The organism is Spirosoma radiotolerans (genome assembly GCF_000974425.1).
GTDB lineage: Bacteria > Bacteroidota > Bacteroidia > Cytophagales > Spirosomataceae > Spirosoma > Spirosoma radiotolerans.
Genome location: NZ_CP010429.1, coordinates 5536479 through 5552573, shown reverse-complemented (window position 1 = coordinate 5552573; position 16095 = coordinate 5536479). Strand labels below are relative to the sequence as shown.

General features: G+C 50.9%; 4 protein-coding genes. 1 reads left to right on the top strand and 3 read right to left on the bottom strand.

Going from position 1 to position 16095, the window contains the following annotated elements; genetic code table 11:
- Positions 1–108 precede the first annotated feature (108 nt).
- Positions 109–1932 carry a T9SS type A sorting domain-containing protein gene (locus SD10_RS22520; protein ID WP_262507428.1) on the bottom strand — a complete coding sequence of 608 codons (1824 nt, stop codon included), beginning with the start codon at positions 1930–1932 and terminating at the stop codon, positions 109–111.
- On the opposite strand from SD10_RS22520, the gene SD10_RS30180 reads away from it, so the two are divergent.
- Positions 1843–2637 (top strand): hypothetical protein, encoded by a 795-nt coding sequence (locus SD10_RS30180; RefSeq protein WP_227699265.1) that lies wholly within the window; start codon positions 1843–1845, stop codon positions 2635–2637. The genes SD10_RS22520 and SD10_RS30180 overlap by 90 nt on opposite strands.
- Before the next feature lie 1313 nt (positions 2638–3950).
- Here the strand turns inward: SD10_RS30180 and SD10_RS22515 are convergent.
- Both SD10_RS22515 and SD10_RS22510 read right to left on the bottom strand, forming a co-directional pair.
- Positions 3951–9239, bottom strand: coding sequence for a non-ribosomal peptide synthetase (locus SD10_RS22515; protein ID WP_082111671.1), 5289 nt, complete (start codon positions 9237–9239; stop codon positions 3951–3953).
- A complete protein-coding gene (locus SD10_RS22510; RefSeq protein ID WP_082111670.1) occupies positions 9145–15819 on the bottom strand; it encodes a type I polyketide synthase in 6675 nt (2224 codons plus the stop codon). The genes SD10_RS22515 and SD10_RS22510 overlap by 95 nt, the downstream gene beginning before the upstream one ends.
- Positions 15820–16095: the final 276 nt, after the last annotated feature.

Here is a 16095-nt window from a genome sequence, read left to right as displayed (position 1 = left end):
TTGCCCTTACACGATTTTCTACTGTAATCAGCGCTTATTAATTACATCACGTACTCATCTTATACAGCTTAAAATGGACGCATGAATTTGATGGAAAATGAAGTTGTCTCAGCCATCCTGTTTAATAAAGTGCTGCTTGGATTGTGGCCCTTTGTCGGGTATAACGAGTAAAGTATACACGCCGGGCGCAAAACGATGTATGTCCAGTTTGGCCTCCGCCGTATCGGTACGGCTATCCATAAGAATTACCCCCATTTCTGAATAAATAAGCAGGCGGGCACCCGCACTGGACAGGCTTACATGCAATTCAGACGTAGCCGGGTTTGGATAAGCTTTTATGATAAGTTCTTCGGCCTCCGCCAGCCGACCCGATCGTTGCGGAAGGGGTGTGCAGGAAGTCGTGGCAACGGCGGCATGCGTAACCCGATCTAATTGGGTGTCCTTTAGTAAGTTAGGGGTATTGTCCTGGCTCAGATTACAGATATACGTATTGTAAGAACCCGAATTCAGGTAGAGGGCATTATCGCAGTTGGTCGCCGAGTTATTCTGAAAAATGCTGCCCAATATGGCCGGTATACGTTCATCGTTGTAGAACGTAATAGGGTGGTATTCGAGATAATTCAGGTAGCCTTCGGGGAAGGTGTCGTCCACAATGGCAGGTGTGTTGGGATGTCCGGCAACGACATTATTTCCACGTACTTCCAAGCCAATTACCGAGGTGCCAAACGTACGCTCCTGCGCATGTTGCACGGTATGCACCCCAATGAACACCCCGTTCGAGCCATTTGTATTGGCAACCAGATTACCAACGATCTGGTTGGTGTACATGGGAATGAACTTCTGACTGCCGTCATTGAGCTGCATAGGCGTCAGGTCAATCGAGCCGCTGTTGACCAGCGTGTTCATCACCAGAGCCACCTGGGTGGTCGCATTGTGATACAGAGTGATGCCCCGCCGGTTGCCCTCCATGTAGTTGCCCGACACCAGCCAGTTGCGCGAGCCCCAGTTGAAGATCGTGTACCGGCTCCCCCCTTCGGGCGCCACATCCCAGGCCCGGTCCAGACTCAGCGTGTTGCCACTCCGGCTGGTGATCCACCGCCACTGCCCCATGCCCCTCCCACTCACAATGGCCACCACCGGCCTGAGCCGGGCGGGGCCCCAGTTCTTGCTCTCGTCCCGCAGGTTCACACCCCCCGCCCAACTGACCGTCCCCGTCTCCTCATCGATGCGGTCACCGCCCCCCCCCTCACTGATGATGGTCTCCCCATCGTTGCGGTTCTGGGCCGGGCCGTTGATGACCTTGAAGACGTTGTCGAGCACCGCCAGGTTGTAAGTGAAGTTGACCACCAGCACGTGGTTGACCGTGCTGGTGGGGTAACGCGCCGAGCCATCCCGGTAGACCTGGTTGTTCTGGAAGATGCCATCGTGGGCGAAGTTGAAGTTGAGCCCATCGACCGCATAGGTGAACGTGTTGTCGCGGACCACGAAGTTGACGCAGCCATTGAGCATCAGCGGGCCGTGGTAGTTGGTGCGGCTATCGACGCCCTGGGTGAAGTCCGAGCCCGCGATGAGGATCTTCTCCGAGTTGGCCCACCACAGCCAGTCGCCCTGGTTGAGGGCGAAGCGCACCCGCAGCAGGAAGGCCTCCCTGGCCTGCCCCCGCATGTTGCCCACCTGCTCACTGCCCGAGTTGTCGACGTTGATCAGGGCCAGGTCCGCCAGCCCGGCCTGGGTGGTGATGGGTGGCCAGTAGAGGCCCATGTGGGGGGCCTCGAGCTGGTAGCCGAACTTGAGCAGGGTTCGGTCCTTGCCCTGGCCCTGCAGGACCACCCGGTCCCGCATGTGGATGTACTCGAAGTAGGGGGAGGTCAGCTTGTAGGTGCCCGCTGGCAGGTAGACGATGCCGCCCCCATCGGCGCTGGCCCGGTCGATGGCGGCCTGGATGGCGGGCTGGTCGTTGGCCTGCCCATCGCCGATGGCTTTGCGGGCGAGCCGGGGATCGGTCTTGACGTTGTAGACGTTGCCATAGAAGGTCAGCTTGCTGGCCCAGGGCAGGCCCAGCTGGAAGTAGTCGGTGGCGGCCGGGATGGCTGTCAGGGGCTGTTCGAGTGGGGTGAAGGCGTCGGCTCCGCCGAGTCCATTGGATACCTTGAGGGTGTAGATGCGTGCGGGCTGGATGGTGGCGGGCAGCTGGATGGTGAGGCAGAAGGCGTCGCTCTGGTTGGGGATGACGGAGGCCTGCAGGGTGTTGGCTCCTTCGGTGAGCTGGACCAGGGGAGTTCCCCGCTTGAGGAGCAGGTTACGGCCGAAGATGCGCAGGGTTCCTCCGGGGGTGATGTCGGGGGAGTCGGTGTGCATGGGCCAGGCCTGGTTGATGGTGACACGGGGGGAGTTCGCTCCCTGGTCCTGCAGCCAGATCTGGTATCGGTCGATGGGGGTGTTGGCTGGAATCTGGACGGTAGCCTGTCCGGTGGTCTGGACCAGGATGGGCAGGGTGGTGGTGGTGGTGGAAGCGCCGACGGTCATGAAGGCTTTGGCCGAGCTGGAGAAGTTTCCCTGCAGGCTGAGTGCTTCGCCGGGTTGGATGGATGGGCTGGTGTTGAAGATGACGGGTTGTTGAGCGCTGGCGGGGCGTGAGCAGGTCAGAAACAGAAACAGAAACCGAAGCAAATTACGATGAGTCATGAAATAATGTTTAAACGTATTGACTGCCCTGCAGACACAGTGATACCACCTATAAAATCTGAGCAGATTTTATACTACAGAAGTATATACGTTCAGTGAATGTGGGCTGATTAATTGATGAACTGGCCATAAGGCATGGATATTCGAGGACCAACTGCAAAGCCACAGTAGGCTGATAACCTCTATCCATTAAAGACAACGATTGACTAACTAATTCAGCCAGGAATTAGTAATAATTTGTGGGTTACTCGTAGCACTTTGTCTACATATATATGATAGTTAGTTGAAGAATTTATACAAACATAGTAAAACTACCGTTTAATAAATAAACTTTTTTCCGGGTGAAATAATGTCGGTAAAAAAATCAGGTAGGCTTGCCCTAATACGCTACTCGTCTTTTCCATTTTCACGTATATCTACAATGAATAATTGGTTATTTATAAATAAATTAAAAGCAAATCTGCTAACTACTTTTTGTGTTCACTGTTTCGGCATAAGTAGATAAATAGCCTGGTAATTGTCTGATTCTTTTATTAATTTGATTTCGTTTGCTCTGGTTATTTTTTGTAAAAATTAAAGTTGATTTGGTCTTTATTAAGAGTGAAAAAAATTTGAAATATTTTTTTCGAAGCATACTAGACAAATGATGTTTATTGGAAATGTAACTTAGACTATTGTTCGCAAATACAAAATTTACAAGTGCGTCTATTTACGTTTGTCTATATAGTAGCACTCATGGATACACTGTAATTGATAAATTTTTCAAGTTTAATTTAATAGCTTACGAGTGTCTTTTGTAAAGGAGAACTATCTAAGTGGTCGACTGAAGAGTTCATCTCTAATCCAGCCGACTCTTCTAGCAAAACTACTTGTTTTTATTAATGACTGATCATTTTTGGTAACAATGGTGGATATACAATCTACTATAGTAACCTTATTACCTGTATCTGTATAAATTTTTAAAGATAAAGTTTAGTAAATAGAAAAGTGTACTGACTAAGGCACAGTTAGCATCTAGTTGATTTTGTATAGTGCTGGATACTTTTTAATCATCAAATGGATATACCCCGATTGTAAGCGTCTTCAAATAAAACTATTGGCTTTATGTGGATTTAATTTTTTCATTAAAAAACGTGGTACTTTATTTGGCTAATTAATTAGCCAAATAAAGTACCACGTTTTTTAATGAATGTTTATATAGTACTACTTATTCCAGCTGACAATATAAGCTTAGTAGTTGAATAAGAATTGATGTGTACATATTATTATTCTTTACTATCTAACAGATTCTGGAGGATTCTAGCGAACTCTTTATCATTAGGTGGATTAAATAGACTGGCATGATCACCCGGTACTTTGTGGACAGTAACGCCCTTCAGAGCAAATGGTTTCCAGCCTAAGAATTCAAAATCTTGTATATAATACATCCGTTTCTCTGCCCGAAATAAATCTATACCTATATTCTGTGGCGTTAACCGGTAATTACGTGTGGCCTGCTGGTTGCTTCTGTATACTTTATACTGATTTCCGTAAAACATTTTATGGTAGTCTTCTGTATATTTTAGCTTTCCATAGATCTTATTAACTCTACGTTTTATGGAGCCTTTTTTGTAACTGATTGTTCCCGAAATATCATTCTTTAATAGAATAAAAGTGTACAGGTATTTCTTTATAGTCGACTGCACTGTTTTCCAAACCTTACTTACCCAGGGGCCAAGGTAATTTGATTGATCCGCGTGGGTATCAAACATGGCCAGCACCTTAACCTCTTTGCCATCCTGTTTCAATTGGCGGCACATTTCATACGCTATAATTCCACCAAATGAGTAGCCCGCTAATGAATAAGGTCCCGTTGGATTCTGTACTTTAATGGCGTCGATGTAATAGGTCGCCATGGCCTCGATACTGCTCAACGGTTCGTCAATGCCATTTATCCCTTTCGCTTGTAAGCCGTAAATGGGTTGGTCAGCATCCATGTTTTTCGCCAGCGTATTGAATAACATCACGTGTAACCCGGCGCCATGAATGATGTAAAGTGGTGTTTTGGTGCCTTGGGGTTTTATCGGGACAAGGGAATCCCAGACGATAAACTTTCCATCCATTTGTAACGCCAGGGATAGCTTCTCTACCGTTGGGTATTCAAACAACATGGACAGGGGCAGGTGTTTACCGGTCTCTTTTTCCAAACGAGTCATGATCTGAACCGCAATCAACGAGTGCCCGCCCAGCTCAAAAAAATTGTCGAGTACACTGATTTTGTCAAGCCGCAAGCTTTCCATCCAAATTTCGGCCACTTGTTTCTCGATGTCTGTTCGTGGGGCCGTTAGCGTAGCATGGCTTTCTGCTTCGTGCCGACCCACCGGCGGCAACGCCTTGCGGTCTATTTTGCCATTGAGTGTGAGCGGCAGGCTGGTTAGCATCACAAATTCGCCAGGAACCATATAAGCCGGGAGCGTTCGTCTAAGCTGCTGTTGCCACGCCTGACGCTGGGCTACGGCCAGGGTGGGCGCAAAGGGGTTTCGGCAGAAATCCTTCAACGATGCGTTAGCCGCTTTATCGATTGCTGGCGGACTGGGTATCTGTTTTGTGGGCTTACAGGGAATGTAAACAACATCCATTAAGTTATCCGTGCCGTCGGTAGACCATCTTACGTGAGCGGAGAAATTATGTTTCTCGCCTAACGACCAGAGTATAGCCGGGTCTAGGCCGGTTTGGATAGGGCTCATTTTTTGCCGGGCCTCCCTGAGTAAGCAATCATCCGCTAAACCGTCGATCAACAGGAGAAGGCCATAATCCTGCGCTGTACGATTATTGACGATGTTTCTTACCTGAAAGATGGCCTGTGGTTTTTCTGTAAGAGTCTGTTCAAGATGCGTCAGGGAGAAATCGGGATGCCAATCGATAACTGTTGTGGGGCTAACGACTTCCGGAGGATTACCGACATACAGCCAAACATCATAGTGGTATTTGGTCGTTTCGTTGAGAAACTTGCCTTCCCGAAGTTGAACATCGACTGCGGAGATCGACGGTATGTCATTTTGTAGCAAATAAAAATAAGCAGGGTCGGCCAGCAATTCATCATCAATCAGGACGCGTCTCTCCGTCACTTTTTTGAAATCAGCCACGGTAGTTTCGTCGGACGACCGCTGAAACTGATCGGAAGTATGGTGCATTCTCAGCGTATTTTTCCCCTGCATATCGCCAATGAAAATGCAGCCGCCCGGAACCACCGCTTTAGCTGCCCGCTCAATGACGCGTTGCAGGTAGTCGGTATCGGGAAAGTACTGCGCCACGCTATGAATAAGCACCAGGTCCAGTGAGGCATCCGGAATCATACTAAAATCATCGGCTGGTGCTACCGATGACGTTACAGCATGCCACCGGGCAGGATCTGTAGCCACCAGGGTCTGTAGCTTATCAATCGCAGCCTGCGAATAATCGGTGGCGGTGTACTGGATGACGTCGGGGGCCAGTTCAAGAAGCAATTGCCCATCGCCACAACCTACCTCCAGTATACGTTTTGGCTGTAAGCTCTTTATTCGTTTGAGCGACTGCCCTGCCCAGTCCTTTAGTTCAGCTTTAACATCTTTCTGGCTGCTGAACTGTTCCGCAACGCTCATGCCGGTGTTATAGATGGCGTCCCAGCGCTCCTGCCAGCTTACCGAGTCGCTGGACGCGATGGATGCTGGAACCACATAAGCGATCAATCGTTGCTCGCCCGGCCGATCTTCCTGCGCGACCACAACGGCTTCTTTTATGTCGCTGATAGTCAGCAGAGCAGTGTCTATTTCACCCAGTTCGATGCGGTGCCCCCTAATTTTTACCTGTTGATCGACCCGGCCCAGGTATTGAATTTCCCCGTTTTTTAACAATCTGCCCAGGTCTCCCGTACGGTAGAGTACGTGTTCGGGCTGTTTATCGAACGACAGTTTCACAAACCGTTCGGTCGTCAGGTCGGGCCTATTCAGATAGCCTCGGGCGACGCCATCACCGGCAATAAACAATTCGCCTACTGTGTCTGTCGCTACGGGTCTGAGGAATTTATCGAGGATATATACCTGTGTATTGTTGATGGGCTGCCCAATTGTAACCAACTCGTTTCTGTTGATCTTTTTAACCGTCGACCAGATCGTTGTTTCCGTGGGGCCATACAAATTCCATAACTCATGGCATCTGTCGGTAAGCTTTTCCGCCAGATCCTGCGGCAACGCTTCTCCTCCGCAAAGCGCTTTTAGCGGAAGTAACGTATTCCAGCCCGCATCCAGCATCATTCGCCAGGTAGACGGCGTGGCCTGCATGATGCTTACCCGCTTCGTGTCGGCCAGCGCCAGCAACGCACGGCCATCCCGGGCGGTGGCCGTGTCGGCCATCACGACCGTGGCGCCAGCCACCAGGGGCAGGTATAATTCCAGTCCGGCTATGTCAAATGAGATGGTGGTGATTGCCAGCAAAACATCGTCACTTGTGATGCCGGGTGCTACCAGCATACTCCACAAAAAATTAACCAGGTTACGGTGTTCGATTAAAACACCTTTCGGTTTTCCGGTCGATCCGGACGTGTAGAGCACATAGGCCAGCTCATCGCCAGAAACAGAGCGGTCAGGTTCGTCAACCGGATACGCCTTTAATTCCGCCAGGGCCTGCTCGATAAGCACTTGAGTGATCGGCGCGCTCAACCGTTCCTGATATTTCTCCGTGGTGATCAGCATGGCGGCTGCCGAATCCGTCAGCATAAACGTCAGCCGATCCGTAGGATACTCAGGATCGAGGGGTAAATAAGCCGCGCCGGTTTTCAGAACGGCCAGTAACGTAATGAGCATTTCCGGCGAGCGGTCCAGCGCAATACCGATAACCTGCCCCGCCTGAATGCCTTTCTGGATCAGCAGGTGCGCCAACTGGTTGGCGGCTTCATTGAGGGACTGGTAGCTGAATTCGCGGTTGTTGAACGACAGCGCAGTTTTGGCAGGATAGGTAGCGGCTGTCTGGGCAATCAACTGATGAACCGGGGTTTGACGTGGATACACCGTCTTCTCGGGCGTCCATTGCGACAGAGTATGGAGTAGCTTACGCTCAGAGACAAAGGCAATATCACTAATTAATATGGACGGTGTATCGACAACGGTTTTCAACAGATTGTTAAAATCGGTCATCATCCGATCAATTGTTTCCGCTTTATACAGGTTCGTATTGTAGGCCCACTCCAGGGTCAGGGTGCTTTCAGACCCGCTGGCATTAAAAAACAATTCGAAATTTTCGTATTCTTTCGGGTGGCTGATGAGGTGGTGGCTCAGGCCGTGGAAGTTCACCCCGTCGTTCATGCCCAGATCTACGTTGAAGACGGCAGAAACAAACGGCGTTCTTGACAGATCACGGGCCACATTCAGCTTTCTCAACAAATGACTAAACGTCAACCGCTGGTGTTCGTGGGCATCCAGAACAATACTTTTGCAGTTCTTCAGGAAGTCGGAAAACCTCAGATTCGGATCGAGATGGCTACGGATGGGTAACAGGTTTACACAATGGCCAACCAATCGTTTGTTACCCGTAGCGGACTGCCCGGCGGTGGGTAAACCGACGACGATGTCTTCCTGACCCGATAAACGGTGCAGCAGCACTTCGAAAGCGGCCAGTAAGGTTGTGACAAAGCTGCACCCGGCTTTCAGACCCATCTTTTTGACGGCCATCACTAACTCACCATCCATCGGATAATCAATTCGTTTGCTCTCGAATGTATGGACCGCAGGCCGTGGATAATCGGTTGGCAGATCCAACGAAGGAATCCTGTCTTTGTAGGTATCGATCCAGAATTTTTCGATTGCCCGATAAGCGTCCGTTTTAGTGAAATCAAGTTGTTCTTCTGCGTATTGAGCAAACGACGGGGCTGCGGGCAGGTTAGGGGTAAGGCCCTGCGCGTAGCTCGTGTAGAGTGCGCCCAAATCCTGTAGCATAATGCCCATCGACCAGCCATCACGAACAATATGGTGAGACGTTAAGACCAGATGGTGGACCTGCTCGGCCAGTTTGAACAACCCGACGTTGAACAGAGGCCCCTCGGCCAGGTTGACGACCCGCTGGGCATCCAGCGTTACATAGTGGGCAATCAACTGCGCCTGTTTATCCGTAGCGGCCGCTGAAATATCCTGATAGGCGATGGGCGTTTTGACGTCCCTCAGGATAAAGATGTGTTCGCCGTTGGCGCTGAATACCGACCGTAGGGCATCGTGCCGCTGCACCAGCGCCTGTATGGCCTGCTCCATGGCAAGCCTGTTGAACGTACCTTCGAGCCGCAGCGAGTTGGAAAGGTTGTAGGACCGGGTCGCGTTCTCGCCCCCGAGCAAACAGGCTATCCATATTTCCAGTTGTGGCTCGGTGGCGGGTGCAACGCGCACAATTTCCGGCCCGGCAAATGGATTAAATGCACTCGTGTTAACATCTGGGATAGTAAAGTTTTCAGTCATATCAGTGTGAATAAACTTGTATGTAATGGCTCGGGTGAGCCGGATCTGCAATAAACCACGCTGGGTTACCGGCCCGGTCTCTACCCAGTTTTGCATCGGGTACCGGGGGCTTGCTAAACACATAGGAGGAAGCCACGACAGGCACCTGAGACGTTATGGGCGAAATGGGTTGAGACCGTGTTTTCTGGAAAAAATCAGCCTCCATCAGTTCGGCGAGACTCTCGCGAAACAGGTCGATGAACTGGTCAATTTCTGCGTCGGTATGGGCTTCGGTAATAAAGCAGGGGAACCCATCCCAGATGTGAAATCCTTTTTGCCGCAGCAGCGTAAAGAGTAATTCGCTATAGGGTATTTCCTCCTGAACTTTAATCCGCCACAAGGAGCCGAACTGGGCCACAAACAGCGGAATCTGATGCCGCTCAAGCTCCGTATTCAGGGCGGTTGCCACACAATGCGCTTTATCGGTCAGGGCTTTTTGTAAGCCTGGCCCGGCGGCCTTTAGGTGCAGTAAAGACGCTTTGGCCGCAGCCAGCGCCAGCGGGTGCCGAACAAAGGTGCCCGCAAAATAGGTTACGCCCTGTTCGGGAATGGATGCGTCGCCGTATTGCCAGGAGCCGCCGTCCAGCGCATCCATGAACCCTTTGTTACCGGCAATGACGCCAATGGGCAGGCCACCCCCAATGACTTTGCCGTAGGTTGCCAGATCGGCTTTGATGCCGAACAGTGCCTGTGTGCCGCCGGGGTGCATTCGAAAGCCGGTAATCACTTCGTCAAAAATCAACGCTGTTCCGGAAGCTGCCGTAAGCTGCCGCAGTTCGTGAAGGAAGTCGACAGGGACAAATTCGGGTCGGCGACTCTGCACCGGCTCTACCAGGACAGCAGCTAATTCGTGCGCCCGCTTCCGGATGATATTCAGGCTTTTATCGGTGCCATACTCCAGAATGAGCATGTTCTGAACGGCTTCCGGCATGATGCCCGGTGAGGCCGGAAACGATTTTAACCGCTGGGAACCCCGGACGATGACCTCGTCGACAATGCCATGATACGAGCCGGAAAACGCAACAATCAGTGAGCGGTTAGTAACCGTGCGCGCAATGCGCATGGCCCCCAGTACGGCCTCTGAGCCCGTATTGCAGAGCGCCACTCGGTCAAAACCCGTAAAATCGCAGAGTAACCGGCTTACTTCACCCGCCAGTTCATGCTGCGGACCAATCTCGTAGCCGCTATCAATCTGGTTGTACAGGGCATGCCGGATAAAGTCGGGCTGGTATCCGAACATAATCGAGCCGAAGCCATTGAGCATATCGATGTACTCATTGCCATCCAGATCCCACAAGCGGCTGCCTCTGGATTTGTTGATGACAATGGGGTAAACAAGTTCTTTCGTGGCTGGCTTGAAGCCCGATACCACCCGTGGGTCGGCCATGTATGGGCGATGTTCCTGCGTATAGGCTTTGCTCCCCTTTGTTTTTTGGTTATACCGGTCCGTTAGCTGCCGCAGAAAAGCCTGTTGTTTGGGGCTTAGTTCTGTAAGCTGGCGCTCAATGCGGGCACTGGCACCAAATGGTTTTTTTAGCTCAATTTCTTCTTCGGGTGTCAACTCAGCCTTTGTCATTAAAACCGGCTCACGGGTTGTTTTCAAGCTGGCTACACCTTCTGGTATGGCGGTCGTTTTCTGGGTTCCGGCCTGCAGCAGTGCCACCTGCTTCGACAGAATCTGAAGTTGCTGGGCCATTAAATCCAGGACTGAACCGCCATCCGGTTGAGCGGGCGCCATGACCTGAGCCGTGGGCGAACCGTGTTGGGTAACGGGTGGCGGACTAACCGGCGGCTCATAGGCTCCGGCGGGTAAGTTGCCGTCGAGGTAGTTGACCAATGAATCGAGGGTAGCATATTCCTCATTCAACTGACGGAAGGTGATCGGTACATTGAATTGCTTTTTAAGGACTAAGGCTAGTTGGGTGAGCAGCAGTGAATCAAGACCAATTTCCAGAAAATGCATATCAGTCGTCACATTTTTCATCTCGATACCCGAGGCTTCTTCCAGTATTTCTTTGACCTTATCGACTAGTATATCTTTTCTCATCTTGATAGAATAGACAGGTTGTTCAGCAGGAAATTGGTCCGGTAGTCCCTGCGCCGTCGGTGTATCCCGAACGTGGTTCATTGGCGAAACTTTAACGGCTGGATCAATCCAGTATCGTTTCTTATCGAAGGCGTAGGTGGGCAGCGTCACCCGTTTTCTGTTCTGGTGGGCGTAGAAGGCTCGCCAATCGGGTTCGAGCCCATTCAGCCAGAGTTGACCGAGGGCATTTAGCACGGACTCGTATTCGGTTTTCGACTCCTTACGCTCCAGGCTGGTCAGGATGGTTGCCGCTTTGGAACCGGCTTGCTGGCGGGCAAATGAGGCTGTTGCATTGCCGGGCCCAACCTCCAGAAGGATAGGCTGATTTTGCGTTAGAACCGAGTCAAGCGCATCCGCAAAGCGGACCGTCAGGCGTAGGTGCGTGGCCCAGTAATGGGGGTCGGTGGCTTCGCTATTCGATAGCCAGGTGCCCGTAACCGTCGATACGATTGGTTTGGTCGGCGTGTTCAGGGAAACCTCCGCGAGTACTTTTTCAAAGTCAGCAATGACGGGCTCCATCATGACGGAATGGAACGCATGGCTGGTCGATAGAACCCGGTTGGAAATCTCCATGTTGTCAAGAACGCTGGCAAAATCAGCGATGTCTTCATCATGACCCGCCACGACGCAAAGCTTTTGGCTGTTGATGGCTGCAATGGACAAAGGCTCAGGCATGAGCGCGCCAATCTTCTCGGCTTCCATACGCACAGACAACATGCTGCCGCGGGGGAGCTCGCTCACCAGACGCCCCCGTATACTGATCAGTTTGAGGGCATCAGCCAGGGTGAAAACACCGGCCAGATGAGCCGCCAAGAATTCGCCGATACTATGGCCACACAGGATAGCGGGTTCAATGCCCCAACTCATCCATAATTTGGCCAGGGCATATTCTGTACTAAATAAAGCGGGTTGGGTATAGCGGGTGTTTTGCAGGCGTTCTTCAGCACTCTTGTTGCCTTTATCGAAGTAAAGAACCTGCCGTATGTCTGTTTCCAGATAGGCATCGAGCAGTTCGGCACATTCATCAATGGCGTTGCGATATACGGGTTCATCTTCGTATAATTCACGACCCATGTTTGGGTATTGGGAGCCTTGGCCAGGAAACATGAATACGATTGGTCCCGGAGTCTGTTTTACCGTTTGGACGTTAACCGACGATGGCGCATTGAGCTTTTCCAAACAGTCATCCGCCGAAGTCGCCACGACAAACCGGCGATGGGCAAAGGCTGACCGGGCTGTTTGCAGGGTAAAGGCGACATCGGCTAAATTGACCTGACGGGCCTGCCGACAATAGGTAGCCAGACTTTGAACATAGGTGTCACGGCTGTCAGCAGATTTTGCCGACCAGGTAATAAGCTGGTAGGGCCGGTTATTGTCGTTCGTGGACAGGGGCGCCTTTGTCTCAACTTCTTCCAGGACAACATGGACGTTTGTGCCGCCCACACCAAATGAGCTAACGCCCGCCCGGCGCACCGTGGTTGACTGCCAGTCTTTTAAGGATGCGTTGACATAAAAAGGACTGTTGCTGAAGTCAATAGCTGGGTTGGGCGTTTCATAAAATAAAGAGGGTGGAAGCTGCTGGTGGTACAAACTCAAAACCGTTTTTATAAATCCCGCAACACCGGCAGCGCTTACCAGATGGCCAATGTTGCTTTTGATGGAGCCCAGCGCACAAAAGGGCTGTTCGACCTGTGTGCCAAACGCTTTGCGTAGCCCCTCTATTTCTATTGGGTCGCCCAGGGGCGTAGCTGTACCATGAGCTTCAACATACGAAATAGAAGACGGGTCCACCCCGGCGTCCTGCATCGCCATGTTGATGGCACCCGCCTGCCCATCGGAACTCGGAGCGGAAAAACTGCCCTTGTCGCCACCGTCGTTAGTTACACCAACGCCCCTGATAATGGCATATATCGTGTCCCCATCTTTTTCGGCCTGCTGTCGGCTTTTCAGCAGAACAACCCCCGCGCCATCGCTGAATACGGTTCCCCTGGCGTTTGCATCAAACGGTCGGCAATGCCCGTCGCTACTCAGAATGGACCCCTCTTCGTACAAATGCCCACTGTTGACGGGTGCTGTAACGGTAGCTCCACCGGCCAGTGCCATCGCACACTGCCCTTTACGGATACTCTCTACGGCCTGCGCAATGGCCAGCAGTGAGGTGGAGCAGGCCGATTGCACGGTAACCGCAGGCCCTTTTAAATTCAAGGCATAGGCTGTCCTTGACGAAATATAGTCCTTGTCATTGAAGGTCATGACGTTGAAAAAGCCCGCCTTATCAACTAGATCCGGATTCGAAGCAAGATTATTCAGGTAATAGGAATTGAACCGGCACCCGGCAAAAACGCCAATCTGACCCTCCTGTTTTTCTGGTACATAGCCCGCACTTTCCAGGGCCTCCCAGGCTATTTCCAAAAAGATACGCTGCTGCGGGTCCATTAACTCCGCCATTTTTGGGTTAATGCCAAAAAAGGCAGGATCAAATTTGTCGACGTTGTCGATGATACCCCGGGCTTTTACATACATTGGGTCAGCTTTTACGTGATCAGGTATACTCGGGTCCAGTTCCTGATCGGAAAAGAAGCGGATGGCCTCTTTCCCTTCTTTTAAAAGTGTCCAGAGCTCATCAACCGTATTCGCGCCAGGGAAGCGCCCAGCCATACCAATTACCGCGACTTCATCGGTTCGCTGGCTAGCTGACGGCTTTTCTGGCTTTGTTTTTACCTGCCTGTCGTCTTTCCGCTCCAGAAATTGGGCTATGTTTTTGATCGTTCTGTATTGATACAGCCTGGCAATTGGTAATCGATAATCGAATCGCTCTTGTAGCGCAGCAACGAAGTTTACGGCCAATAAAGAATTTCCGCCCAGAGCGAAGAAATTGTCGTCCGTACCCACTTCGTCCAGGTGGAGTAATGATTTCCACAGATCAGCGATCTGTTTTTCCAGACTAGTTTCAGGAGCTCGGTACAGGGTAGCTAATTCGGGCCTTTTGATGGCCAACGTAGCCAGCGCTTTCCGATCTGTTTTGCCGCTGTTGTTCATTGGAAAACGATCTATTTCAACAACATAGGCAGGTGCCATGTAGTCGGGCAACTTATTTTTTAGATAAAGCGTAATGATTTCTTTGTCGAATTCTTTTTCCGGTATCACATAGGCTACCAACTGGTTGGCACCCATCGAATCCTCTTTCGTCACGACCACAGACTGACGAATCGACGGATGATGGTTGAGCACCTGTTCGATTTCGCCTACTTCGATTCGATACCCTCTGACTTTTACCTGATCGTCGGTTCGGCCTACGTAGACTAGTTCACCATCGGGCAGAAGCCGCACCAAATCGCCCGTTCTATACAGGCGTGAACCGGCCAAGCCAACTGCCGAATGCACAAACTTGCTGGCTGTTAATGCAGCCTGATTCAAATAGCCTCGGGCTACCTGAATGCCACTAACATGCAGTTCGCCCGTTCCGCCAACTGGCACGGCCGTATTATCGGCATCTAAAACATAGAATTGTGTATTCGGTAGGGGCTTTCCAATCGGGAGATGCGTTTCGTATTTTTTTTCCTGACTGTACGAATGATAGCTTACGTTAACGGCGGTTTCGGTGGGGCCATATTTATTGAAAAAGCGAACGTATGGACTCCACTGTTCGGCCAGTTCAATCGGGCAAGCTTCGCCACCCGAACAAACGCGTTTCAGGCGCGTGTAGGGTTGCGGTTTTATCGTTCTTAAAAAGGTTGGCGTGGTTTGGAAGTGCGTAATGCCCGCTTCGTCAATTGTTTTGGCTAATGTGTGCGGATCGAGCTGATCACTCATCGAAATCAAAACAACACAAGCGCCACTAATCAGCGGCACGAAAATTTGCTCGACGGAGGCATCGAATGTGAAATTGGCCAACACCAACTGCTTATCCGAACTATCGAAGCCAAACAGCGAGGAGTAGCTACTGATTTCATTCGCTATTGACCGATGCTCAATCAAAACTCCTTTGGGTTGCCCGGTCGAGCCCGACGTATAGATGACATAAGCCAGATTGTGAGGAGCCAACGCCGTATCTGGAGCTTGCGTTGATTCTTGTGCAATGGCTTCCCAATCCCGGTCAATGTAGATTAGTGGTTGCGTAAAGTCTGCCAACGCCTGGACCGATTGAACATTAGTAACGATGACAGTTGCCCCGGTATCCGAAAGAATATACTGTAACCGTTCCCGCGGATAATCTGGCTCGATGGGTACATAGGCACCCCCTGCCTTCAGAATAGCCAGCAGGCCAATAATCATTTCCAGGGAGCGGTTAAGGCAAATCGGCACAAGCGTTTCTTCCGTCACGCCACGCTTCCGGAGGTAATTGGCCAATTGGGAGGACCGCTCGTCTAGCTGGCGATAGGTCAGTTGCTGGCCGTCAAATTGTACGGCAACACACTGCGGGTGCTTACTAACCTGTTCAGAAAATAAAGCGGTGATCGTCTGCTCGTTTGGGTAGTTAGCTACCTCTTGAGGACCAGGCTCAGTTAATGCATTTTTACTAAGGAAATCGGTGTGGTATATGTCTCTCATCGCCTACAGAATTTATAACACTCGAAAGCGGATTTGCACAGGCCTTAGGCAACACCGGGTTGAAAGCCGGTGCAATGCATCAGGTAGGTCATTTGCACCCGGTTTCAATCCGGTATTGCCTAAGGCCTGTTATGAATAAAAAAAGGACGTAATGTTTCAGACTAGAGTAGTTGTGACAAAGGATCGGTATTGCGATGGCCGTTAATGGGAGCCACCTATAGGTTAATGGTATGGACTGCTTAGTTAAGGTAGTAGGTTTATGTATGATTTAAGAAA

Excerpts from the sequence above, each read along its gene's own strand:
- SD10_RS22515 (WP_082111671.1), bottom strand. The coding sequence starts at position 9,239 with ATGCAAAACTGGGTAGAGACCGGGCCGGTAACCCAGCGTGGTTTATTG.
- SD10_RS22510 (WP_082111670.1), bottom strand. The coding sequence starts at position 15,819 with ATGAGAGACATATACCACACCGATTTCCTTAGTAAAAATGCATTAACT.